Origin of the sequence: Tissierella simiarum, assembly GCF_018917865.1 — a bacterium.
Lineage (GTDB): Bacteria > Bacillota > Clostridia > Tissierellales > Tissierellaceae > Tissierella_C > Tissierella_C simiarum.
This window is the reverse complement of sequence record NZ_JAHLPM010000029.1, coordinates 1-25,345: the sequence shown is the minus strand read 5'-3', so window position 1 is coordinate 25,345 and position 25,345 is coordinate 1. Positions and strand designations below refer to the sequence as shown.

Below are 25,345 nucleotides of genomic sequence, written 5' to 3'. Positions count from 1 at the left end.
TGAAAAAAGATTTCAAAAAAGACTAGGATGCATGGCTCCTTTAGAATATCGAAACCATGCATCTATATGTGTATAATATTTTAATTAAATTATCTGTCTACTTGACATGGGTCAGTTCATAATCTACCTCTTTTTTATGTTGCATAATCCAATGGTTTTTCATATTTTTTAAAGATTTCATCTAATTCATCACTGGTAAGAGTTTCTTGTTCCAGTAGAGTATTAGAAATATCATGAAGTAATTTTTCGTTTTCGTCCAATATAGTATAGGCTTTTTTATAACAATCATCGATTATTTTTTTAATTTCTACTCTAATCAAATTAAAATTTTGACTAATGTAATGATCTTCAACAGCTATTTGACCTAAAGGAGTCATCCCATAACTACAAACCATTTCCCTAGCTATATCTGTAGCTTTATTTAAATCATCTTTTGCTCCAGTAGTTATTTCTTTAAATACTAATTCTTCAGCAGCCCTGCCTGCTAATAATCCTGTAATTTTATTCAATAGTTCCGTTTGTGTTAACAAATATCTTTCTTCATCTGGAAATTTTAAAACATAACCTAAAGCTTGACCTCTAGGCACTATAGATACTTTTTGAACCATATCTGTTTCTAATACTTTACTCACTAAAGCGTGACCGGCTTCGTGAATAGCCACAGTTTTCTTCTCTTTATGTAGCACTGTGGGATTTTTCACTTCTAATCCTGCTAGGACTCTTTCTATGGCTGCATTAAATTCTTCAATACCTATAAAGTTTTTATTATTTCTAACAGTAATTATAGCCGCTTCATTTGCAATGTTTGCCAATTGAGCTCCAGAGAGACCATGGGTTTTCTTGGCTATATCTTGAATATCTATAGACTTATCTAAAGGTTTATTTTTAGTATGCACTTCCAATATTTGTTCCCTAGCTCTTACATTAGGATTTCCTACAAAAATATGTCTATCGAATCTACCTGGACGAAGAAGAGCTTCGTCTAATAAGTCTATTCTATTAGTAGCACCTATCACTATAACAGTTTCATTGGTATTGAACCCATCCATCTCTACTAAAAGTTGATTTAAAGTTTGGTCTTTTTCATTATTTGATTCTAAATTTCTTTTGGTACCTATAGCATCTATTTCATCAATAAAAATAATACTAGGAGCTTCTTTCTTAGCTTTTTCGAAAAGAGTACGAACTCGTTTAGCTCCTACACCAACATATTTCTCAACAAATTCTGATCCACTAGCATATAAAAATGTGGAGTTAGTTTCTCCTGCAACAGCTTTAGCTAGCAAGGTTTTTCCAGTGCCTGGAGGACCATAAAACAGAATCCCTTTTGGAATCTTTGCTCCCATTCTTCTGTACTTATAAGAATTATTGATAAAATCAATAGTTTCCTGTAGTTCTTCTTTTATTTCTTCTAATCCAGCCACATCTTTAAAGGAAACATCAGGTTTATCTTTATCCCTTCCAGTTTCTTTCTCACTAGATAGAACAGAAGGTACTAGCTGTGGTTTTGTCTCTGTAGTTATATAGTATATAAAAAGTATAATGGTTATAACCCATACCGTAATCCTATCTCCAGTTCTAAATACAGCAAGACTTTGAGAAGGAAAATATTTGTCATACATGAGTATAGCAGAACTCATTAATCCCAATATTAAAAATAAGAAAAGTATTTTTTTCTTTTTCAATTCATCCCCACCTCGTAATGTTTTTCTATAAATTAGTGTAACCATTTTATTTTTTTATATAAAAAGAAATAGATAAAAAGTTGTAGGAAATTATATCTAAAGGTATAATAAATCTATAGATTAAAAAAAGGGGTGAATTAAATGAATTTTATAAATTTAATTGAACAGTATGAAGATGATATGATTAGATCGACGCAAGAAATTATTAGCATTAAAAGTGTAGAGGAAGAAGAAAAGCCTGGTATGCCATTTGGAGAAGGACCATATAAAGCTTTAGAAAAAGCCTTAAAATTATCAGAGGAAATGGGATTTAAAACAAAAAATTTGGACGGATATGCAGGTTATGCTGAGTTTGGAGAAGGAGAGGAAACTGTAGGTATATTAGTTCATTTAGATGTAGTTCCAGAAGGAGAAGGATGGACTTATCCACCTTATGCAGCAGAAATACATGATGGAAAAATATACGGCAGAGGAACTTCTGATGATAAAGGACCGGCTATGGCAGCACTTTACGCTATGAAGGCTTTAAAAGAATCTGAAGCAACTTTAAGTAGAAAAATCAGGATTATTTTTGGAACCAACGAAGAAACAGGCTGGGGATGCATGAAGTATTATTTTGAACATGAAGAAGCTCCAACAATGGCTTTTACTCCCGACGCTGATTTCCCAGTTATCCATGGAGAAAAGGGAATTATTGTATTTGATTTAGTGAAAAAGGTTAAAACTAATAGTTGTTGCGATATAATAGTAAAAAGTATAAAAGGTGGAAATGCACCTAACATGGTGCCAGATCATTGTGAAGCTATATTAGAAACAAAGAATACTAGATTTGTTGAAGAAAAATTAAAAGACTATTTAGAAAGAAATAATCATACAATATATTTGGAAACAGATGGTAACACAATTAAGGTAATAGCTAAAGGTATATCTGCTCATGGAAGTACACCAGAAAAGGGAGAAAATGCTATCTCCTATTTAATGAACTTCCTAGGATACTTACTTACTGAAGAATGTGATATATGTGATTTTATAAAAGTTTATAATGAGAGAATAGCTTTTAAACATTATGGTGAAGGTATTGGTTGTGGTTTTTCAGATGATGTGTCGGGAAAACTCAATTTTAACCCTGGAGTTATTAAAGTAGATGAGGAAGGTATTAAACTTATAATAAACGTAAGATATCCTATTAAGAGCAGTGCTAAAGAAGTATATGATGGTATAAGGTCAAATTTAGAAGGAACAAATATTGAGTTAATTGAAGGTGAAGGAGATATGAAACCTTTATATGTTCCTAAAAATAACTTCTTAGTTGAAAAGTTAATGCTAGTATATAGAGAACAAACAGGAGATTTAGAAAGTGAACCAATTACTATAGGTGGAGGTACTTATGCAAGGGCTATGGATAATGCAGTAGCTTTTGGACCTAATTTCCCAGGGCAAGTAGAAGTAGCTCATCAAAAAGATGAATATATATCTATAGAGCATTTAATGAAGATTGCCAAAATATATGCTCATGCTCTATATGAATTAGCAAAGTAGTAAAATTTTAATACAAATATAAAAATAAATTGACAAAATAATGTATTTAACATATAATGATTTAGGAAACTAAATATAGCGAAATTAAAGTAGAAGTGTCCGCTTCTCACCTTATAGCTTAGGCTCATAAGGTAAGTGAGTTTATAAGGTCTTAAAGGATAAGACTTTGTATTTTGTGTGAATTAAAGCGGGTATTTTTACCCGCTTTTTAATATTTTAGTTAATAATTAGGAGGTGCTGTAAGATTAAAGAACTTCAAATTAATGAAGAGATTAGAGAAAGGGAAGTACGACTTATTGATGTTGATGGCAGTCAATTAGGAGTAGTACCTACAAAAAAAGCATTAGAAATTGCTGAAGAGAAAAGATTAGACTTAGTAAATGTAGCCCCAAATGCTAAACCGCCAGTATGTAGAATAATGGATTATGGTAAATACAAATATGAGCTGGCTAAAAAAGAAAAAGAAGCAAGAAAGAATCAAAAAGTAATTAATATTAAAGAAATTAGACTTACACCTAATATTGAAACCCATGACTTAAATGTAAAAGCAAAAAGAGCAATGGATTTCCTAAAAGATGGTGACAAAGTTAAAGTAAGTGTAAGGTTTAGAGGAAGAGAAATGGGACATACAGAAATAGGTAAAGAAGTACTAGATGAGTTTGCAAAAATAACTGCTGATTATGGAGTTATAGATAAAGCGCCTAAACTAGAAGGCAAAAGTATGGTAATGTATTTAGGACCAAAAACCGAGTAAGCGAAGGAGGTAAATAACATGGCAAAGATGAAGACTCATAGAGGAGCTGCAAAAAGATTTAAAAGAACTGGATCAGGTAAATTAAAGAGATATAAAGCTTACAAAAGTCATAAAACTGGAAAGAAATCTCCAAAGAGAGTTAGAAATTTAAGACAAGGAACTTTAGTAAGCAAAGGCGATCAAAGAAGAATAGATTCACTATTACCATAACATATAAAATCACAATTTAGGATACGAGGAGGTACTATAAATGGCAAGAGTAAAAAGAGGAGTAAATGCCAAAAAGAGACATAAAAAAGTGTTAAAACAAGCTAAAGGATACTTTGGTGCGAAGAGCAAATTATATAGACCAGCTAACCAAGCTGTTATGAAATCATTAAACTATGCTTATATAGGACGTAAACAAAGAAAAAGAGATTTCAGAAAGTTATGGATTACAAGAATTAATGCTGCAGCAAGATTAAATGGAATGAGCTATAGTACATTTATTAATGGACTTAAAAAAGCTAATATTGAAGTAAATAGAAAAATGTTATCAGAAATGGCAATACATGATCCAGAAGGTTTCACAAAATTAGTTGAAATTGCAAAAGGTAATTAACGTAAAAGTTCCGGCTACGGAGCTTTTCTTTTTTCATTTTTTTAGTAAATAATAGACGGTTATCTAATGATAACTTTGGTTATATATATATCTGGGAGGTTTTATTATGGGTACATTAATAAACAGATTAAAAAAATTAGAATTAAATCCTCCGAGAGTATTGGCTCTGGGTTTTGGTAGTTTAATATTGATTGGTGCTTTTCTTTTAAACTTACCTATAGCTGCAAAAAACGGAGAAAGTATCGGTTTTATTAATGCTTTATTTACTTCTGCATCTTCCGTATGTGTTACTGGACTAGTTGTTGTAAATACTGCACAATACTGGTCTTTGTTTGGACAAATAGTGATTATCTGCCTTATTCAAATGGGTGGATTAGGATTTATGACTATGGCTACTATAGTTGCTTTAATCTTGGGTAAAAAAATTACATTAAAGGAAAGATTGATAATAAAAGAACAGTTAAACCAAGAAACTATGTCTGGATTAGTTAAGCTAACAAAATATGTTATACTATCGACTTTTGCCATAGAAGGTATAGGAGTTTTATTGCTATCAACTAGATTTATACCTATTTATGGACTAAAAAAGGGCATATGGTTCTCTGTGTTTCATGCTATTTCTGCTTTTTGTAATGCTGGATTTGATATACTGGGCAATAGTATTACTCCTTTTGTAGGAGATTTTATTATAAATATGACCATTGGTATGTTAATAATAGTTGGCGGATTAGGCTTCTATGTTTATATTGATATATCAAAGAATAAAAGGCTTAGAAAACTTCATTTACATTCTAAATTGGTATTATCAATTACTACTGTATTACTAGTTGCAGGTACATTGATTATATTAGTTATAGAATATAACAATCCATCTACTCTTGGAAATTTAACCATAGGAGAGAAGATGCTTGCTTCTTTCTTTCAATCTGTTATTTCTAGAACAGCTGGCTTTAATTCAGTAGACATTGGTGGTCTTTATGATACTACAGCTTTTGTTATGATAATATTAATGTTTATTGGAGGTTCTCCGGGGTCAACAGCAGGAGGAATAAAGACAACTACTTTTGGTACTATTGTTCTTACTACTATTGGTGTCATAAAAGGCAACAAAGATGTGGTAGCCTATAAAAAAAGAATAAGTAATGATATAATTAATAGATCTTTAGCCATTGCTACTATAGGCATAACTCTAATAATTATTGTTTCTATAGTGTTAACAATAACAGAAAAGGCAACTTTTTTAGATGTGCTGTTTGAAACCACTTCTGCTTTTGGTACAGTAGGGTTAACTAGAGGAATTACACCGAACTTAACTAATATTGGGAAAATAATTATTACGCTTACCATGTATGCTGGTAGAGTTGGTCCATTAACTATGGTTTTTGCTTTTGCACAAAAACAAAAAGTAAGTCAATATAGATTTTCAGAAGGAAATATTATGGTTGGATAGAAAGGAGTTGTTTTAATTGAAATCATTTGCAGTAATTGGTTGTGGTAGATTTGGGTCAAGTATAGCTAGAACATTATATAATTTAGGCAATGAAGTAATGGCAATTGATATTAGTGAAGAAAGAGTTCAAGAGATATCAGAAGAAGTAACTCATGCAGTTCAAGCTGATATAATGGATGAAAGCGTGTTGAAAGATTTAGGTTTGAGGAATTTTGATGTAGTTATTGTTAGTATTGGCTCAGACATAGAAGCTTCTATAATGGCAACTTTAATTGCTAAAGAGTTAGGGGTTAAGAGAGTTATTGCTAAGGCTCTATCTGATCTTCATGGAAAGGTTTTATATAAGATTGGAGCAGATAAAGTAATATTTCCTGAAAGGGATATGGGAATTAGAGTAGCTCATAATTTAGTATCTACTAATATATTAGATTTTATAGAGCTTTCTCCAGACTATAGTATCTTAGAAATCACAGCTATTGAAGAATGGGAGAATAAATCTTTGGAGCAACTGCGATTACCTACAAAATATGGAATCAATGTTATGGCAATTAAAAGAGAAAATACCATAAACGTATCACCTAACGGGGAATTCATTATTTCAAAGGGAGACATTTTAGTAGTAATAGGTAGTACTTTAGACATTAAGAAAATCGAGCAAAAAGCTGGTGAATAAAATGATAGAAATCACCAGCTCTAGAAATCCCTTAATCAAAGAAATAAAATCTTTATATAGAAAGAAAGAACGATGGAATAGTAAAACTTTTATTATAGAAGGGATTAAAATTATAGAAGAAGCCATAGAAAATAATTATCCTCTGAAAAATATTATTGTTTCTGATCAATTATTAGATAATGCAGAAGGGCAACAAATTTTTAAAAGAATTAAAGATGATGAAAACCTAGTTAAAGTTTCAGAATCTATATTTAAAGAAATATCCGATACAGAAAATCCTCAAGGAATATTAGGGGTAGCTAGGTTTGGACTAAGAGATATAGATGAAATAGAAAATTATGATAACCCTTTTTTACTATTATTAGATCAAGTTCAAGACCCAGGAAATATGGGAACGATTATTAGGACAGGTGATGCTTTCAATATTGATGGGATAATAATAACGGAAGGTTGTGTAGATCCATATAATCCAAAAGTAGTTCGTTCTACTATGGGATCAATATTTAGAGTACCTTTATATAAAGTTTCTAATGGGATAAATGCTTTGCATAGTATTAAAGAAAGAGGAATAAGAGGATATTCTACTTCACTAGAGGGAAGTATTCCTATTTATAATGTGGATTTTAAAGAAGGATTTGTATTGATTATTGGTAATGAGTCAAAAGGGGTAGATAAACGATTATCTACTGGAGCTGATACTTTAATAAAGATACCTATGCCAGGAAAAGCAGAGTCTCTAAATGCAGCTGTTGCTTCTTCTATAATTATGTATGAAGCTATGAAGCAACGAATCAATATTTCTTGAGTTTTGAAGTCCGAGGTGCTATAATTGAATAAATAGTTTAGAAATTCTGACCTTTATTCTCTGGAATAGGTCTTGTTTTTTATATGTACAATATGAAGACTATAGGAAAGGAGTCTTATAATGAGGGAAATATTAACTGAAATTAAAGAAAAAGCCTTATCTAATATTAAAGAAGTAATGAATTTAGATGAGTTAGAACAAATGAGAATAAAGTTTTTAGGTAAAAAAGGAGAATTGACCTTAGTATTAAGAGATATGGGAAAACTTTCTCCTGAAGAAAGACCTATTGTTGGACAAATGGCTAATGAAATCAGAAATGAAATCGAAATAGAAATTTCTACAATTAGAGATATGTTCAGAAATGAGATTAAAAAAGCTAAGATGGAAAAAGAAAAGATAGATATAACTGTATCCACTAACAAGAAAAGTCTAGGACATAGGCATCCATTACTCTCCACAATTGAAGAATTAGAAGATTTGTTTATAAGTATGGGATTTAGTGTTGTTAATGGACCAGAAATTGAAACAGTTGAAAATAATTTTAATGCGTTAAATTCTCCAGAAAATCACCCATCTAGGGATCTATCAGATACCTTTTATATAACAGAAGATATTTTACTTAGAACTCAGACTTCTCCAGTACAAATAAGAGCAATGAAAGAAATGGGAGCACCTTTAAGAATTGTTTCTGCTGGTAGAACTTTTAGATTTGATGATGTAGATGATACTCACTCTCCTATGTTTCATCAATTAGAAGGTTTAGTTGTTGATGAAAATATAACAATGGCTAACTTAATTCACACCATAGATATATTTATTAAAGAATTATTTGGTAAAGATATGGAAACAAGATTTAGACCTCATCATTTTCCTTTTACAGAACCAAGTGGGGAAGTAGATGTGACTTGTTTTAAATGTATGGGAAAAGGGTGTGATGCTTGTAATGGAACTGGTTGGAGTATGGAATTATTAGGCTGTGGTATGGTACACCCTAAAGTTTTAGAAAACTGTGGAATTGATCCTGAAAAATATAGTGGCTTTGCTTTCGGTATGGGTATTGATAGAATTACTATGGTTAAATATGGTATTAATGATATTCGTTTATTATTTGAAAATGATAATAGATTTTTAAAACAATTTTAGATAGGGATAAGGAGGAGTAAGATGCTATTACCTATAAAATGGTTAAAGGATTATGTTGATTTAAATGAGGAGCCTAAAGTTTTAGCTGATGGACTTACACTATCTGGATCCCATGTTGAGTCTATAATTTCCTTAAATAAAGGGATAGAGAAAGTAATAGTGGGAAAAATTCTTAAAATAGAAAAACATCCAGATGCAGATAAACTTTTGATATGTAATGTTGATATTGGAGAAAAGCAGCTACAAATAGTAACTGGAGCTACTAATTTAAAGATAAATGACTACATACCTGTAGCTATAGTTGGAGCTAAACTACCCAATGATATATCTATAGACAAAACCAACTTTAGGGGAGTAGATTCTTATGGTATGTTATGTTCTTTAAAAGAGTTGGGATATAGTGATAGTGTAATTCCTAAGGAAATGAGAGATGGAATATTTATTTTAGATAAAGAGTATCCTTTAGGAACGGATATAGCTCAGGTTCTTCAACTTAATGATGAAGTAATTGAATTTGAAATTACCCCAAATAGGCCTGATTGTTTGAGTGTAATTGGTATGGCTAGGGAAACTGCTGCGACATTTAATAAGGAATTGAAAGAACCAGAAATTAAAATTGAAAAAGAAGTAGAAGACATCTCAAATTATATAGATTCTGTAGAAGTAAAAAGTTCTTTATGTAATAGATACTATACTAGAGTGGTAAAAGATGTAGAGATAAAGGAATCACCATTATGGCTTCAAATAAGATTGATGGAAGCTGGAGTTAGGCCTATAAACAATATAGTAGATATCACAAACTTTGTAATGTTAGAATATGGTGAACCTTTACATGCTTTTGATTTAGATAAGATTAATGGTAGAAAAGTTATAATAAGGGAAGCTGATAATGAAGAAAAGATTATCACCATTGATGAGATTAAAAGAAATCTTGATTCTTCTAACTTAATAATTGCTGATGAAAAAAGTCCTATTGCTATTGCAGGAGTAATGGGAGGTTTTGATACAGAAGTTACTAGAGAAACAAAAATTGTGCTTCTTGAAGGAGCAAATTTTAATGGGAAGAGCGTAAGACTTACTTCAAAGAAATTTGGCTTAAGAACGGAAGCATCTACAAGATTTGAAAAAGGAATAGATCCTAATCTATGCAAAACAGCTGTTGATAGAGTGTGTCAATTAATCGAGTTAATTGATGCTGGTACAATTGTTAAAGGAAATATAGATGTATATAAAGATGTTAAAGAAGAAAAAGAGATAGTTTTAAGACCGAATAAAGTAAATAGTCTATTAGGTATTGAATTATCAATAGAAGATATGATTAAATATTTAGAAGGATTAGGATTAAAGTCTAAACTTAAAGACGAAGTTATTAATGTAACCATCCCGACTTTTAGATTAGATTTAGAAAGAGAAGTAGACTTGATTGAAGAAATTGGGAGACTTTATGGATTCCATAATATTCCTAGTAAGCCTTTAGTAGGAGTATTGACTAGAGGTGAAAAACCTTATGGTAGAATAATAGAAGATAAGGCTAAATTTATTCTACAGGGACTAGGATTAAATGAAGTGATGACCTATTCCTTTATAAGTCCTAAAGTATATGATAAGATTAAGGTTTCAGACAATAGTCCTCTAAAAAAATATATTAAGCTTATAAACCCTCTTGGAGAAGATTATAGTGTTATGAGAACTACATTAATACCAAATATGCTTGATTTACTAAGCAGGAACTATAATCGTGGTGTAGAAATTTGCCATGTATATGAAATCGGAAATATATTTGTACCTAAAGAATTGCCTGTAAAGGAATTACCTGAAGAGAAAAAGATTTTATCTCTTGGAATGTATGGCAAAGTAGATTTTTATGATCTTAAAGAAGTAGTAGATAAGGTATTTGAGAGATTGGGTATTAAAGATGTTGAATATATAAGAGAAGAGGATAATCCAACTTTTCATCCAGGTAGAACGGCTAGACTTGTTATAGGAGATGACGTCATAGGTATTATTGGAGAAATCCATATGGATGTAACTGAAAATTATGATATAAAAGAAAGAGTCTATATAGGGCAACTGGATTTTAATAAAATCGTTGATTTGACTAACTTAAATTTTAAATATAAGCCTTTGCCAAAGTATCCTTCTATGTTAAGGGATATAGCTGTTGTAATTGAGAAAGACATATTAGCAGGAGAGATGGAAAAAGTAATTTGGAATAATGGTAAAGGATTAATTGAAAATATAGAACTATTCGATATTTATACTGGAGATCAAATTCCAGAAGGCATGAAAAGTGTTGCTTATTCCATAACTTATAGATCTCATGAAAGAACATTAAAGGATGAAGAAGTTAATGAAATTCAACAATCAATTATTAAAGATTTAGAGGATAAGTTTAAAGCAAAACTTAGAAGTTAAAAGTAAGGAGTAGATTTTTCTACTCCTTTTTTGAAAATTAAGAAGGAAAAATCATATTTAGATAGAATATTAACACTAATATATAACAAAGATTTCTAGAGGAGTTTTTTTAAGCTAGTAAATACTTTGTTGATATGTACTTAAGATTAAAATTATATTAAAAGAACTTATAATTTATTGTGTATTATAAAATATGAGGGAGATGGTAAGTTATGACAGAGAAAAAAAAGATTAATGTAATGATTGATGGTCGTAACTTTACAGTTGTTGGAAGTGAAACTGAAGAGTATATACGCAACTTAGCTTATTATGTTGATGAAAAAATAAAGAACCTAACTAATAAGAATGACAAGCTATGTCAAAATATGGCGGCTATTTTGGCAGCATTGAATATTGCAGATGAACTTTATAAAACAAAGTCAGAACTTAATCAGCTAGAAAATCAATCTAAAGATCCTATGGAAAAGTATAGTAGTATATCTAGTGAGTTACAAGACTCAAAAAATAAGGTTGAAGAACTGGAGAAGATCTGTAGTCAGTATAAAGATGAACTGCTTACGTCAAAATTAAAGAATGAAGACTTGACAAAAGAAGTTGACAAGTATCAGCAAGCTATGGAACTAAAAGAAAAAGAGTTAATAGATAGTCAAGGAATGATAAAAAAATTACAGGATAAGATATTTGATAATCAGATAGAATTAATTGAAACAAAAAAAGAATTAGAAGAAATAATTAAACTATTAGATAAGGAAAAGAATATTTTTGTTAAGGAGGAAGTTTAACAACTGTGAATAAAAAAGTGGAGTTATTAGCTCCCGTAGGAAGCATAGAATCCCTTTATGCAGCCGTACAAAATGGGGCAAATGCAGTTTATCTAGGAGGGAAACTTTTTAATGCTAGGCAGTATGCTTCTAACTTCGGATTTGAAGAATTGAAAGAAGCAGTAGAATATGCCCATTTACGAGGAGTTAAAGTTTATGTTACAGCTAATATTTTAGTAGATAACAGTGAAATGGAAGAAGCAATAGACTATATTAAATTTTTATATGAAACAGATGTGGATGCAATAATAATACAAGATCTAGGATTAGCCTATTTAATTAGAGAAATTTTACCTAGTTTTAGTTTACATGGTAGTACTCAGATGACTATAAATAATTTATCAGGAGCTGTATTTCTTCAAAAGATAGGTTTTGAAAGAGTAGTTTTAGCAAGAGAAACTCCTATTGAAGAAATTAAATATATTCACGAAAATAATCCCATTGAATTAGAAGGTTTTATACATGGAGCTCTTTGTGTTTGTTATTCTGGACAGTGTTTAATGAGTAGTTTAATAGGAGGAAGAAGTGGTAATAGGGGAAAATGTGCTCAACCATGTAGGATGACCTATACCATAGTAAATCAAGAAGGGAAAGTTATTTCTAAAGAATGGGATAAAAAACATATTCTAAGTCCAAAAGATTTAAATACTTTAGATGATTTAGAGCAGATAGTAAATGCTGGGATAGTATCATTAAAAATAGAAGGAAGAATGAAAAGATCTGAATATGTTGCTACAGTAGTAAATAATTATAGAAAAGCTTTAGATAGTGGATCTAAAACTTTAACTTTAGAGAATAAACAGGATGTAGCTCAAATTTTTAATAGAGGATTTACAAAAGGTTTGATGTTTAGAGAATTTGGTAGGGATTTTATTTCTTATGATAGACCTGATAATAGAGGAATTTTAATAGGAAAAGTTACTAAAGTTGATAAGTATAAGACATATGTATTATTGAAAGACAATGTGGAAGCTGGAGATGGATTAGAATTTGAGACATTTAGTGGAGAATACAAGGGGATTACTGTACCTTTTGACGGTAAGAAAGGTTCTACACTTAAATTAGATAAGATAGGAAATGTTTTAAAAGATTCTTTAGTGTACAAAACATCTAGTATAAGCTTATTAAAGAAAGCTAAATCCTCTTATGAAGAAAATAAAATTAGGAATCCTATTGATATGGAAGTTACCTTAAACATTTCTGAAAATCCAGAGTTAATAGTGGTAGATAGAGGAAAAATAGTTATAAAATCATCTGATATTAAAGTAGAAAAAGGAGAGAATATTACACTAACAGAAGAAAAAATAGTTGAACAGTTATCAAAATTATCAGATACACCTTACTATTTAAACAATATAAATATTAATTTAGAAGAGGGAGCTTTTTTACCTATAAGGGTTTTAAACCACCTTAGACGAGAAGCAGTAGAAGATTTAAATAACCTAAATAAGAATTTTAATCATAGAAAACCTATAGATGAAGATCAATATGAAAGAATAAAGGAGAAATTTTTTATATTTGATAATAAAAATAAAGCACCTGAAAGAAAAATTAGTATTAAGGTAAATAGCTTGAATCAGTTTAATCAATTGAATTTAGATAAACTTGATAGGATATATTTAGGATTCTATGAAGGATTAAATGAAGTAGTAGATAGACTGAAAAATAGGGAAAAAGAAGTATATATTTGGACAGATAAAATACTATATCAGAAAGATTTAGATAGATTGGAAAAAATCATTAAGCCATTAGAAAATATTATTGACGGAGTTTCTGTATCAAATATAGGAACTTTACAATATATTAGAGAAAGATTTAACTTTAAAATTCATGGAGATATAGGATTAAACATATTTAATAGCTTTACAATAGATTTTCTTAAAGAAATAGGTTTAGTAAGCATGACTTTATCACCAGAGTTAAACATAAATCAAATCAAGAAAATAAGTCAGAGAACTGCAACATCTTTAGAATCCATAGTTTATGGTTATTTACCTCTTATGGTCACTAAGCATTGTCCTATGGCATTAATTAAAGGGTGCAAAGATAATAGAGGTTGTAAAAGTTGTAATTTTTCAAAGGGATATGGATTAAAAGATAGAAAAGGGTTTGTTTTTTATATGGATAGAAAGGAAGGCTTTTCTACAATATATAATTCAGTTCCTATAGTAGTTTTGGATAGTTTAAAGCAAATATACGACAATGGAGTAGATATGACAAGATTAGATTTTACTTTCGAAACTAAGAATATAGCTATGATTCAAAGAATGTATTATGATTATGGAAAAAATCAAATAGGGGATAAGGAAGTAGCGGAATTTTTAGATAAGTATAAGGAAGAAAACAACATAACTAAAGGTCATTATTTTAGAGGAGTTATGTAGTGAGGTGATTTTAATGAATGAAAAAACGTTTAAGGCATTAGAATATAATAAAATTGTTGAAAAATTAGTAGAAAAAGCAGAATCTCAACTAGGCAAGACTAGAGCAAAAAATATAAAGCCTTTAACTAATAAGGACGAAATAGAATATCTTCAAAAAGAAACAGAAGAAGCACTGTCTCTAATAATGAAAAGAGGAAATCCACCCCTATATGGAATTCATAATATTTCTTATGAACTAAAAAGGGTAGAGATAGGGGGGTCTTTAAGTCCTGGGAGCTTATTAAAAGTATCAGATTCTTTAAGGGTTTCTAGAAGCTTAAAAAACTACATTAAAGAAACTAAGGAAGATAAAGTATCTGATCACCCAATTATTGAAAAACTAGTTGAAGACTTAAGGGCTTTGAAACATATTGAAGATTCAATAAATAATGCCATTATTAATGATAATGAAATATCTGATAATGCCAGTCCAACATTACGAAATATTAGAAGACAGATTATTAGTAAAAATGATTCTATTAGAGATAAATTAAATGCCATAATAAGTTCACAGAATTATAAAAAATATTTACAAGACAGTATTGTAACTATGAGAGAAGGAAGATATGTAGTGCCTGTTAAACAAGAAAATAGAGGAAGTATACCAGGTTTAGTACATGATCAATCTTCTAGCGGAGCTACACTGTTTATTGAACCTATGGCTGTAGTAGAATTAAATAATGAATTACGTGAGTTAGAAATAAAAGAAAGAGAAGAGATTGAACGTATTCTTCAAGAACTATCTAATATGGTCGCAGAAGAGTTAGAAAGCATAGAAAATAATCAAAAAATTCTTCAACAACTAGACTTTATTTTTGCAAAAGGCAAATTGGCTTTAGAAATGAATGGCACTAAACCCATACTTAATGAAAAAGGATATATTAATATTAAAAAAGGACGTCACCCTTTGCTTAATGTGAAAAAAGTTGTACCTATAGATGTATATATGGGGGATGAATTTAACTCTTTGATTATTACTGGACCAAATACAGGAGGAAAAACAGTTACTTTAAAAACTGTAGGATTATTAACTCTAATGGCTCAATCTGGAATTCATATTCCTGCTGATTATAATTCTCAAATAGCAGTGTTTAATCAGATATTTGCAGATATTGGAGATGAACAAAGTATAGAACAAAGTTTAAGCACTTTTTCATCTCATATGACCAATATTGTTGATATATTAAATAGTGTAGAATATAACAGCTTAATACTGTTTGATGAATTAGGTGCTGGTACAGATCCTACAGAAGGAGCAGCATTAGCTATGTCTATTTTAGATCATCTATTAAGGCTTAATGTGAGAACTATAGCCACAACTCATTATAGTCAGCTAAAAATTTATGCATTAACTACAGAGAAAGTAAGAAATGCTTCTGTAGAATTTGATATAGAAACATTAAGTCCGACTTATAGGTTATTAATAGGAGTTCCAGGAAAATCAAATGCTTTTGAAATATCTAAAAGACTTGGATTGCAGGATTATATTATAGATTATGCCAGAGACCTTATATCTAAAGAAAATGTAGAATTCGAAGATGTACTTCAAGCAATAGAAAAAGACAGAAGGGTAATTGAAGAAAATAAATTTGAAGCAGAAAAATTAAAATTAGAAATTGAAAAGTTAAAAGAAAGTTTAAGTTTTGAAAAAGATAAAACTAAGGATATGAGGGAGAAGATTCTTCAAAAGGCAAAAGAAGAAGCGAGAAATATATTAAGAGAAGCAAAAGAAGAAGCAGATAGCATTGTAGGAGAGCTGAGAGATATATCTAGTGATATAGAGAAGGATAGAAATAGAAGAATTCAAGAAAACCAAGAAAGATTAAAAACAAAATTGAATCAAGTAGAAAGCTCCCTATCAGAAAATCTTTTAAATATAAAATCTAAAGAACCGCCAAAAAATTTAATGGTAGGAGAGAGTGTTGAAGTATTATCTTTAAATCAAAAGGGAAGCGTGTTATCGTTACCGGATGAAAATGGAAATGTAAATGTTCAAGTAGGTATTATGAAAGTCAATGTTCATATATCAACTTTAATTAGAGCAGAATCTGAGGAAACCAATAAAACTCAGGTAAGTACAAAAAATATTATTAAGACCAAAACTAAGTCCATAAAAAATGAAGTGGATTTAAGAGGAAAGACTTTAGATGAAGCTTTATTAGATTTAGATAAATACTTGGATGATACCTACATTGCAGGCTTAAAAGAAATATATATAATCCATGGTAAAGGTACAGGTGTTTTAAGAGATGGTATAAAATCATATATTAAAGGGCATAAACATGTTAAAGCCTTTAGAACCGGTAAATATGGTGAAGGTGGAGACGGTGTGACTGTAGTAGAGATTAAGTAAGACTTAGCTTATAGGAGTATTAGAATTTTTTATAAGTAAAATTAATTAATCATTGAATTTTTTCACAACATATTGTATATTATACAGTAATAATAAATAAGTAAATCCAGGGATAAGGAGAGTAAAGCATATACTATGTTATAGCGAGCTGGAAATGGTGAAAGCCAGTACAGAAGATATGTTTGAATAGAACCTTTGAGGATATATCTGAAATTAAGTAGGATACTACGCTAGTAGCGTTAAAAACTTTGAGTGGGCATTTTGCCAACAAGAGTGGTAACACGGGAAAACTCTCGTCTCTTAATTGAGATGAGAGTTTTTATTTATAACTAAGGAGGTTTATCAATGTTAGACTTTAAAGAAATAGTAGTAAAATTAATTAGTAAAGAAGTTGAAACTTTAAGTGAAGAAGAAATAATTTCCTTAATCGAGATACCGCCCTCTTATGATATGGGGGATTATGCGTTTCCTTGCTTTAGGCTAGCTAAAGCTTTTAGAAAAGCACCTAATCTTATAGCTGAAGAATTGGCAAGTAGATTTGGGGATAATGTAAACTTTGAAAAGATTGAAAATGCAGGACCATATGTAAATTTTTTTATAAATAGAAATAAGCTTGTAGAAACTGTTTTAAAAGAAATAAAAGAAAAAAGCAGTGGCTATGGTTCATCTAATTTAGGAGAGGGAAAAACTGTTATTGTTGAATATTCATCTCCAAATATAGCAAAGCCGTTTCATATAGGTCATATTAGAACTACTGTAATAGGAAATTCAATATTTAAAATATACAAATTTTTAGGATTTAATACTATAGCTATAAACCACTTAGGAGACTATGGTACTCAATTTGGTATGCTTATAGCTGCATATAAAAAGTGGGGAGATAGAAAGGTAATAGAAGCCGATCCAATAAATGAGTTATTAAAACTATATGTTAAGTTTAATGCAGAAGCTGATTTAAATGAAAGCTTGAGAGATGAAGCAAGATATTGGTTTAAAGAGCTAGAAGATAAAAATGAAGAAGCCTTAGAATTATGGCAGTGGATAAGAGATATCAGCTTGAAAGAGTTTAATAAAGTATACGATATGCTAAATATTAAGTTTGATTCCTATGCTGGAGAAAGTTTTTATTCAGATAAGATGGAAAAGGTAATAAAAGAAATGGAGTTAAAGGGAATTTTGAAAGAATCAAAAGGAGCTTTTATTGTAGATTTAGAGCCTTATGGAATGCCACCAGCTTTAATAAAGAAAAGTGATGGTTCAACTCTTTACACTACAAGAGATATAGCTGCTGCTTTTTATAGAAAAGAAACCTATGATTTTTATAAGAATATATATGTAGTTGCTTCCCAACAAAACCTTCATTTTAAACAATGGATGAAAGTAATTGAATTAATGGGATATGAATGGGCTAACGATTGTATTCATATACCTTTTGGAATGGTTAGCTTAGAAGATGGAACTTTATCTACAAGAAAAGGAAGAGTTGTTTTTCTAGAAGATGTATTAAATACAGCCATAAAAAATACCTTAAATATTATTGAAGAAAGAAATCCAAATTTAAAAAATAAAGAAGAGGTTGCAAAACAAGTAGGAATAGGAGCTGTAATTTTCCAAGAATTATTTAATCAGAGAATTAAAGATTATGTATTTTCTTGGGATAGAACCTTAAGTTTTGAAGGTGAAACAGGACCTTATGTTCAATATACTCATGCTAGAGCCACTAGCTTACTTGAAAAAGGAGAATTTAACTTAGAAGATGACATTGATTATAGTTTATTAAAGACGGAAGAAGAAGTAAATGTTGCTAGACTGTTATATGATTTTCCAAATGTAATTATTAATGCTATGGAAAAAAATGAGCCTTATTTTATTACTAGACATATAATTGAAATAGCAAAGACTTTTAATAAATTCTATAATACTTGTCCAATAATATCAGAAGAAGAAAACCTTAAAAAGGCTAGACTTATGTTATCCTATGCAACAAAAACAGTAATAAAAATAGGATTAGGGCTATTAGGAATGGAAGCACCAGATAAAATGTAGGAGAAAAATATGGAGAATTTAAATATGGAAAGACTGTTGTTGAGCCTATTTGAAGAAGATATAAATACTAATCAACAGCACAACTATATATCGCAATTAACAGTAATTTTGATAAAATCTTTAATTCCTATGATGGATAAAGTAGGAGTTACAGTAGATTATACTAGATTTCAAGAAGAATTAAAGTTATGGAAATACTATAGAAATGGGGAAAATAAATCTTTAATAAATACTATTAATGGTATAGATCCTAGTATTTATTGGCTAGAAGATGATGATACAATATATGCTAGGATTATACCTATCCTAATAGCTAATGAAGACTATGAAATTATAGAAGAAGAAATTATTAAAAATGTTCTATTTACTACAGGAAATATTAAAACCTTATTGGAAACTATAACAATTGGAAATCTAATATATTTACTTATAAATAAGGAAGACTATATAGTAGATAATATAAAAGAAAGAATAATAGGGTTTTCTCAATTAGACTATTTGGATAAGTATGAAGAATATTATAAAATACCCATAAAAGATTACTATGGAAACTTTAAAGTAGACTTTGAAAAAGAAAAAATTTTACTACTAAATCTTCTTAACGGAATAGCTTTAAGTAAATATTTTTATTTAGAAGATTGTTTAAATGTGTTTCAAGGTAACAGTGGAAATACACTAATAGGAAGATCTCTATATAAATATATAAATAATATAAGTATGAATAGTAATTTACCTAATTTTTATAAAAATATTAGCAATTATTTGATTAAGCTTAGAAAAAGCAGGATAGATCCCAATACTTTAAAAATAAAAGAATATATACTACCAGATGTATTTCAATTTAAAGAAGGGGATGAATTTTATCATTCTTTGCTGAATGGATCTAAAGTAGTGAAAAAACAAGTTAAAGCAGATCATATAACTTCTTTAATCCAGTCGAAATCAGGATTATATTTATTTAAAAAATAGATTGTTTTTAAAAATCATAAGAAACCTATATTTTCCTATATAAAAAATATGCCTCAGTGGTTTTCAACAAAGGCTCCTTTGATTTAAAATACTTTCATAGAAGCCTTTGTTCGAAAAAGAGGCTTATTTTTTTAGATACTCTAAAAATTCTTTCTCGTTACTTTCAGCAAGAGCGCTCAATTCTTTTAATATACTGTTTTTCAAACCTATAAAATCATTTATTTTAGTATTGTTACCCGTATATTCAAGGGCTTCAATAATTAACAACATATCATCTTTGGACATTTCCTGAATAGAAATTTTATCAAATTCTCGCATGGATAGACCCCTTTCATATTTTATTCTATTATATATTCTATATCTTTTCTTAAAAACCTTCAATACTACAAAAAAATACAAAATTATTGTCTTGATATAAAGATTATAAATACTATAAGTTAAATAAAAGAATATGTTATAATAAGTGTAGTTCAAGAAAAAAAGGAAGGTTTTACGATGAAAACTATATTAACTACATTAAATTCTAAATTTATTCACTCATGTTTATCTATAAGATATTTACAGACTTATGTTAAAGATTTAGTCGATGTCGAGATAAAGGAATTTACCATAAATCAAAACAAGGATTTTATTGCAGCCGAAATATATAAAGAGAAGCCAGAGGTCATAGGTTTCTCTACCTATATTTGGAATCTAAAAGAAACTTTTGAAATATGTGAAATTCTTAAACTGGTAAATCCTAAATTAAAAATAATATTAGGTGGACCAGAAGTATCTTATGATAGTGAACAGATACTTGAAGAGAATCCTTTTATAGATTTTATTATCTACGGGGAAGGAGAAGATACTTTTAAAGAATTAATGGAGAAATTAATAAGTAATGAGACAAATTATTCTAGTATCAATGGAATGGTATTTAGAGGAGAAAATAAAATAATTAAGACTCCTCCAAGGCCATTAATTAAAAACTTAGATATTATTCCTTCACCTTATAAGGACATAGGAAAGGAATTTGAAAATAAGATTGTGTATTATGAAAGTTCAAGAGGATGTCCTTTTAATTGTGAATTTTGTCTATCTTCTACTATAAAAGGAGTTAGATTTTTTAGTTTAGAGAGAGTGAAGGAAGATTTAGATAGCCTTATAGAAGGAAAAGTGAGGCAAGTAAAATTTGTAGATAGAACTTTTAATGCTAATAAAAAGTATGCAATGGAAATAATGGAATTCATTATGGAAAAGAATCCATTAAATATTAACTTTCATTTTGAAGTGACTGCTCACTTATTAGATGACGAAATGCTTAACTTTTTAAGTGGAGTAAAGGAAGGCCTCTTTCAATTTGAAGTTGGAGTACAGTCAACTAATTTAGACACTATAGAAGCTATAGGTAGAATAACAGATTTTAAAAAGTTAAAGACTGTAACAGAGGAGGTGAAGTCATTTAAAAATATCCATCAACATTTAGATTTAATAGCTGGATTACCATATGAAGGATATAATTCCTTTAGAAATTCTTTCAATGATGTATATGATATTAAGCCAGAAAAGATTCAGCTAGGATTTTTAAAGTTATTAAAGGGCTCAGGCTTGAGAAAGAATCAAGATAAATATGGATATAAATACTTAAATGTACCTCCATATGAAGTGTTGGAAAGTAAATATATAAGCTATGAAGAAATAACTAGATTGAAAGGTATAGAAGATTTAGTTGAAAAGTATTACAATGAAGGTTATTTTGAAAACTCTTTAGAATACCTAATAAAAAATCATTATAAAACACCTTTTGATTTATATGAAGAGTTTTTAATTTATTGGGAAGAAAGAGGATACCATCAGGTATCTCATAGTAGAAATAGGTTATATGAAATTTTGTTAGAATATTATAAAGAAAGAAATTTTGAAGATATCATAATTTTTAGTGAGTTAGTTAAATACGATTATATTATAAATAATAAAAATCCTAATATACCTAATTTTTTCACTAGAGTAGATGAAGATTTAATCCAGAAGAATATCCATGAAATTTTAAAAGATGATAGACTTTTAAAAAATCACCTATATGAATATAAGGAAATACCTACAAAAAAGATAATAAATAAAATTATTGTAGAAGGATTTAAGGTAAATATTTTAAAAATCATAGAAGAAGGATATAATCCAGTAGACGAATATAATTCAACCTATATTTTATTTAATTATCGTGAAGGGGTAATTAATAGATGCATCACTTATAATATAAGTGAAATAGTAAAGGAGATGATTTAAAATTGGAAATAATAAAAGATTTCTTTAATATTAACAAATCTACACTTAAAAAAAGTGTAAACAGTATTACAAGCAATTGGATTATTATTTTTTCAGGTATCATATATACTATACTGAATGTAGCTATATATACAGTTGTTGGTACAATTTTTAGAGGGGTATTATTTATTTTAGCTGGGTTTATTTTAGCCATAGTAAGCAGCAGCTTAATTTCAAACTATTTATATTTACTTTATAATGTAATAAATTATGATAGGATAAAACTTGATGATTTTAAAGAGGGGTTTAAATATTTTCTATGGAAAATATATGGAGTTTTTTTTATAGCTTGGATAGGTAGCTATATACTTTCTGCTCTAGGAGGAATTTTAAGATCTAATTCTCATATGTTAAGTACTTTAATTAGTATATTGATATTATTTTTACTAAATGCTTTACCAGAAACTTTATATTTAAAACATCTTTCGGCTGGAGAGAGCATAATGTATGCACTAGAATTTATGAAAGAAAATTGGATAAATTGGTTAATTCCAAATGTAATATTCTATTTGATTTTGTATGTTCTAACTGGAAATATTCTAACTAACTTATTCACAACTCATTTATCTTTTAATTTTGATTTTTCTATTCAAAATATTTTAAGATATTTACTAGGTCAGATATTATTTTCTTTTATTATGATATATAGGGGGCATCTATTTAAGTTATTAAGTACTAGTACAAGAAGAAAAAGAATGTTCATGAATAAATTCTAAAATTAGTGGGTGATAATATGGATTTAATTAATAAATACTTTAAAAATAAAGCTAACAATATAACTTTTATAGAACTTAGACAAAATTCTTCTATAAAAATAAATGATTATACTATAAAAGAAGATATTCCATTACCTATTATTACAGATACTCTTGTTAAAGAGATTAAATCAGGCAATGTAGAAGAAGAAATAAATATAGGACATTTAATGGAAGGAATTATATATTTAATAGGAGTAGATCCAGAATTCAAATATATAAATGAATATAAGAATATATTAAAAGCTTATGATAAAAATCTTGAAGACTATATATTTTACAAAGGAATAAAATTAATAGAAGAAAAAAAACATGATGAGGGAGCCATATATTTTAGGGCACTGAAGGCTATTAATCCTAATAATGTTAATGCTATATTTAATTATGCCTTGACTTTAGAGGAAATAGCTAAAAAGTATTTTGACTCAAATAAAGAAAAAGAAGGTAATGATTTTTTAATTAAATCTACCAATGAACTAGAATCTATATTGGATATAACAGAAGAATATCCTTTGTCTTATTATAAATTAGGTTATCATTATAAATATTTTGAACAATTTTTAAAATCAAAGCTTATTTGGAAGAAATATCTAAAGCTAGATAAAGATGAATTAAGACTACAGGAGATAAGAGAACAATTAGAACTTATTGATGATGACGTTGAGTTTGAATCAGGATTAACATATTTAACTTATGGAGACTATAAAAAATCATTAGACATATTTCTAAAATTGGCGGCTAAACATAATAATTGGTGGAAAATATTTTATCTTATTGGATTAAGTTACAAAGGATTAGGAGAGTATGATACAGCCATAGATTATTTTTATGAAGCATTAGAATTAAATAATCAGGAATTAGATATATATAATGAATTAGGTATTTGTTTATTTACTATAGGAGATATAAATTCAGCAATTAAATCATTTTCACAAGGTATAGATATAAATTGTGAAGATTATAAACTTTTATTTAATAGGGGTCTTGCTTATATGCAATTAGGTATATTTGAAAAAGCTTTAGAAGATATAGAAATTGCCTATAAATTAAATCCACATGATAATAATATAGAGGATCAAAGAAACAAGATAAAAATATTAATGGAACAATAATATATAATTCAAAGGGGGAATTATTTTGAATATAAATAATCTGGAAGAATTATTAAAGGTAAAAAGGAATACTAAAATGAAATTAGCTGTTGTAGCTTGTCATGATGAAGAAGTATTGGAATCTGTCGTAGAAAGTAGCAAGTTGGGCATAGCAGAACCCATATTAATAGGAGATAAAGAGAAAACTAACGAAATTGCTAAAGAAAAAGCTTTGGATATCAGCTCTTTTCAGATAATTGATGAAAAAGATCTAACATTAGCAGCAGAAATTGGAGTAAAGCTAGTATCCAATGGACAAGCTAACTTTATTATGAAAGGCTTAGTAGATACTTCGATCCTATTAAAAGCTGTTTTAAATAAGGATTGGGGATTAAGGACTGAAAGTTTACTTAGTCATGTTATGGTATATGAGATACCAACTTATTCAAAGCTCTTATATCTTACAGATGGAGGTATGAACCTTAAACCTAATTTAGAGGATAAAATTAAAATAATAAACAATAGTGTTATTGTGGCCAAAGCTCTAGGCAGAAATGTAGTTAAAGTTGCTTGTTTAGCAGCTAAGGAGAAAGTTGATACTAAAATGGAAGCTACAGTAGACGCTTCTAAGATTAAAAATAGATATGAAGAAGGAGAATTTCAAGAAGGCGTTATAGTAGATGGACCAATGGCTTTAGACTTAGCTATTTCTAAAAAGTCTGCAGAAGTAAAAGGATATATAAGTGAAGTTGCTGGAGAGGCTGATATATTATTGGTCCCTAATATTGAAATGGGTAATGGTATAGGAAAGAGTATAACTTACTTTGCAGAAGGTAAATCTGCTGGGATTATAATGGGAGCAAAGGCGCCAATAGTATTGGTATCAAGAGCAGATACACATGAATCTAAGCTTTATTCTATTGCTCTTGGTAGTGCCATTGCAAATTACTTATAATATAATAGTAAAAAGTAGATATTCTCAGTGGAAGCTTGATTTAAAGCGAGTTTTAAGAATGAATTAGTCACTAAAAACATCTCAATAAAGCTTTTTATTATAAATATATGAAAAAATGAAAAAAACAAAGAAAAAAGTAATAATACTAAAAAAAATTGGGATAATAAAAGATATTGACTATTTTAAGGAATTGAAGGTTTCTTAGAAATGTGTTAAGTTATTACTTGTCGTCAACGACAGCACTAAACAAAGACAAGAAAAAAAGTCTAAAAAGTTGTTGACAGATAAGAGAAAAGATGTTAAGATTTATAAAGTCACACCAAGCAAAACAAGCAAAAAACAAGTTTAAAAAAAGGTGTTGACAAGAAGTTAAAAAAATGTTATAGTAATAAAGTCGCCTCGACAAGAGGAGACGAAGAACCTAGAAAACTAAACAGTGTGAAATACTTTGAGTTAGAAATTTATTCAAAGAGAAATAAAAGAGCTAATCAAACTTTTAAATGAGAGTTTGATCCTGGCTCAGGACGAACGCTGGCGGCGTGCCTAACACATGCAAGTCGAGC

20 protein-coding genes, 1 rRNA gene and 2 other annotated features are annotated in these 25,345 nt (G+C 29.0%); of the genes, 19 read left to right on the top strand and 2 right to left on the bottom strand.

Features of this window, described 5'->3' with window-relative positions; genetic code table 11:
- Nucleotides 1-134: 134 nt before the first annotated feature.
- Nucleotides 135-1,685, bottom strand: a complete 1,551-nt coding sequence (ftsH, locus tag KQI42_RS19840; RefSeq protein WP_216522306.1) for an ATP-dependent zinc metalloprotease FtsH — start codon at nt 1,683-1,685, stop codon at nt 135-137.
- A gap of 141 nt (nt 1,686-1,826) precedes the next feature.
- Between ftsH and pepV the strand changes: the two genes are divergently transcribed.
- The 14 genes from pepV (at nt 1,827) to KQI42_RS19770 (ending at nt 19,677) form a co-directional block, all read left to right on the top strand.
- Nucleotides 1,827-3,224, top strand: coding sequence for a dipeptidase PepV (gene pepV, locus KQI42_RS19835; protein WP_216522304.1), 1,398 nt, complete (start codon nt 1,827-1,829; stop codon nt 3,222-3,224).
- A gap of 81 nt (nt 3,225-3,305) precedes the next feature.
- Nucleotides 3,306-3,443: a sequence feature (ribosomal protein L20 leader region), on the top strand.
- 4 nt (nt 3,444-3,447) lie between these two features.
- Nucleotides 3,448-3,978, top strand: a complete 531-nt coding sequence (gene infC, locus KQI42_RS19830; protein ID WP_343231732.1) for a translation initiation factor IF-3 — start codon at nt 3,448-3,450, stop codon at nt 3,976-3,978.
- A gap of 18 nt (nt 3,979-3,996) precedes the next feature.
- On the top strand, nt 3,997-4,188 hold the full coding sequence (rpmI, locus tag KQI42_RS19825; RefSeq protein ID WP_216522302.1) for a 50S ribosomal protein L35: 192 nt from the start codon (nt 3,997-3,999) through the stop codon (nt 4,186-4,188).
- A 40-nt stretch (nt 4,189-4,228) separates the two neighbouring features.
- Nucleotides 4,229-4,579, top strand: coding sequence for a 50S ribosomal protein L20 (rplT, locus tag KQI42_RS19820; RefSeq protein WP_216522300.1), 351 nt, complete (start codon nt 4,229-4,231; stop codon nt 4,577-4,579).
- A 106-nt stretch (nt 4,580-4,685) separates the two neighbouring features.
- Entirely contained in the window at nt 4,686-6,029 is a 1,344-nt protein-coding gene (locus KQI42_RS19815) for a TrkH family potassium uptake protein (RefSeq protein WP_216522298.1), read from the top strand.
- Between the two features lie 16 nt (nt 6,030-6,045).
- Nucleotides 6,046-6,702 (top strand): potassium channel family protein, encoded by a 657-nt coding sequence (locus KQI42_RS19810; protein WP_216522296.1) that lies wholly within the window; start codon nt 6,046-6,048, stop codon nt 6,700-6,702.
- Between the two features lies 1 nt (nt 6,703).
- A complete protein-coding gene (gene rlmB, locus KQI42_RS19805) occupies nt 6,704-7,507 on the top strand; it encodes a 23S rRNA (guanosine(2251)-2'-O)-methyltransferase RlmB (protein WP_216522311.1) in 804 nt (267 codons plus the stop codon).
- A 120-nt stretch (nt 7,508-7,627) separates the two neighbouring features.
- Nucleotides 7,628-8,650 (top strand): phenylalanine--tRNA ligase subunit alpha, encoded by a 1,023-nt coding sequence (pheS, locus tag KQI42_RS19800; protein WP_216522294.1) that lies wholly within the window; start codon nt 7,628-7,630, stop codon nt 8,648-8,650.
- A 21-nt stretch (nt 8,651-8,671) separates the two neighbouring features.
- On the top strand, nt 8,672-11,065 hold the full coding sequence (gene pheT, locus KQI42_RS19795; protein WP_216522292.1) for a phenylalanine--tRNA ligase subunit beta: 2,394 nt from the start codon (nt 8,672-8,674) through the stop codon (nt 11,063-11,065).
- Between the two features lie 212 nt (nt 11,066-11,277).
- Complete coding sequence (zapA, locus tag KQI42_RS19790; RefSeq protein ID WP_216522290.1) at nt 11,278-11,847, top strand: cell division protein ZapA; 570 nt, start codon at nt 11,278-11,280, stop codon at nt 11,845-11,847.
- 5 nt (nt 11,848-11,852) lie between these two features.
- Nucleotides 11,853-14,270, top strand: coding sequence for a U32 family peptidase (locus tag KQI42_RS19785; protein WP_216522288.1), 2,418 nt, complete (start codon nt 11,853-11,855; stop codon nt 14,268-14,270).
- 13 nt (nt 14,271-14,283) lie between these two features.
- Nucleotides 14,284-16,662: an endonuclease MutS2 gene (locus KQI42_RS19780; RefSeq protein WP_216522286.1), complete on the top strand. Its 2,379-nt coding sequence runs from the start codon at nt 14,284-14,286 to the stop codon at nt 16,660-16,662.
- 100 nt (nt 16,663-16,762) lie between these two features.
- Nucleotides 16,763-16,966, top strand: a binding site (T-box leader).
- Between the two features lie 41 nt (nt 16,967-17,007).
- Nucleotides 17,008-18,708 carry an arginine--tRNA ligase gene (gene argS, locus KQI42_RS19775; protein WP_216522284.1) on the top strand — a complete coding sequence of 567 codons (1,701 nt, stop codon included), beginning with the start codon at nt 17,008-17,010 and terminating at the stop codon, nt 18,706-18,708.
- 9 nt (nt 18,709-18,717) lie between these two features.
- Complete coding sequence (locus KQI42_RS19770) at nt 18,718-19,677, top strand: hypothetical protein (protein WP_216522282.1); 960 nt, start codon at nt 18,718-18,720, stop codon at nt 19,675-19,677.
- A 123-nt stretch (nt 19,678-19,800) separates the two neighbouring features.
- Here the strand turns inward: KQI42_RS19770 and KQI42_RS19765 are convergent, their stop codons facing one another.
- Nucleotides 19,801-19,995: a hypothetical protein gene (locus KQI42_RS19765; protein WP_216522281.1), complete on the bottom strand. Its 195-nt coding sequence runs from the start codon at nt 19,993-19,995 to the stop codon at nt 19,801-19,803.
- 177 nt (nt 19,996-20,172) lie between these two features.
- Between KQI42_RS19765 and KQI42_RS19760 the strand changes: the two genes are divergently transcribed.
- From KQI42_RS19760 to KQI42_RS19740, 5 genes are all read left to right on the top strand, one after another.
- A complete protein-coding gene (locus KQI42_RS19760) occupies nt 20,173-21,942 on the top strand; it encodes a B12-binding domain-containing radical SAM protein (protein WP_216522279.1) in 1,770 nt (589 codons plus the stop codon).
- A 2-nt stretch (nt 21,943-21,944) separates the two neighbouring features.
- Nucleotides 21,945-22,697 (top strand): hypothetical protein, encoded by a 753-nt coding sequence (locus KQI42_RS19755; RefSeq protein ID WP_216522277.1) that lies wholly within the window; start codon nt 21,945-21,947, stop codon nt 22,695-22,697.
- A gap of 17 nt (nt 22,698-22,714) precedes the next feature.
- Nucleotides 22,715-23,848: a tetratricopeptide repeat protein gene (locus tag KQI42_RS19750; RefSeq protein ID WP_216522275.1), complete on the top strand. Its 1,134-nt coding sequence runs from the start codon at nt 22,715-22,717 to the stop codon at nt 23,846-23,848.
- A gap of 25 nt (nt 23,849-23,873) precedes the next feature.
- A complete protein-coding gene (locus KQI42_RS19745; protein WP_246566752.1) occupies nt 23,874-24,782 on the top strand; it encodes a bifunctional enoyl-CoA hydratase/phosphate acetyltransferase in 909 nt (302 codons plus the stop codon).
- Between the two features lie 496 nt (nt 24,783-25,278).
- Nucleotides 25,279-25,345: ribosomal RNA gene (locus tag KQI42_RS19740) — 16S ribosomal RNA — on the top strand; the annotation flags it as partial.

Excerpts from the sequence above, each read along its gene's own strand:
- argS (WP_216522284.1), top strand. The coding sequence starts at position 17,008 with ATGTTAGACTTTAAAGAAATAGTAGTAAAATTAATTAGTAAAGAAGTT.
- KQI42_RS19815 (WP_216522298.1), top strand. The coding sequence starts at position 4,686 with ATGGGTACATTAATAAACAGATTAAAAAAATTAGAATTAAATCCTCCG.
- KQI42_RS19770 (WP_216522282.1), top strand. The coding sequence starts at position 18,718 with ATGGAGAATTTAAATATGGAAAGACTGTTGTTGAGCCTATTTGAAGAA.
- zapA (WP_216522290.1), top strand. The coding sequence starts at position 11,278 with ATGACAGAGAAAAAAAAGATTAATGTAATGATTGATGGTCGTAACTTT.
- KQI42_RS19780 (WP_216522286.1), top strand. The coding sequence starts at position 14,284 with ATGAATGAAAAAACGTTTAAGGCATTAGAATATAATAAAATTGTTGAA.
- KQI42_RS19765 (WP_216522281.1), bottom strand. The coding sequence starts at position 19,995 with ATGCGAGAATTTGATAAAATTTCTATTCAGGAAATGTCCAAAGATGAT.
- KQI42_RS19760 (WP_216522279.1), top strand. The coding sequence starts at position 20,173 with ATGAAAACTATATTAACTACATTAAATTCTAAATTTATTCACTCATGT.
- rpmI (WP_216522302.1), top strand. The coding sequence starts at position 3,997 with ATGGCAAAGATGAAGACTCATAGAGGAGCTGCAAAAAGATTTAAAAGA.
- pepV (WP_216522304.1), top strand. The coding sequence starts at position 1,827 with ATGAATTTTATAAATTTAATTGAACAGTATGAAGATGATATGATTAGA.
- KQI42_RS19750 (WP_216522275.1), top strand. The coding sequence starts at position 22,715 with ATGGATTTAATTAATAAATACTTTAAAAATAAAGCTAACAATATAACT.
- pheT (WP_216522292.1), top strand. The coding sequence starts at position 8,672 with ATGCTATTACCTATAAAATGGTTAAAGGATTATGTTGATTTAAATGAG.
- rplT (WP_216522300.1), top strand. The coding sequence starts at position 4,229 with ATGGCAAGAGTAAAAAGAGGAGTAAATGCCAAAAAGAGACATAAAAAA.
- pheS (WP_216522294.1), top strand. The coding sequence starts at position 7,628 with ATGAGGGAAATATTAACTGAAATTAAAGAAAAAGCCTTATCTAATATT.
- rlmB (WP_216522311.1), top strand. The coding sequence starts at position 6,704 with ATGATAGAAATCACCAGCTCTAGAAATCCCTTAATCAAAGAAATAAAA.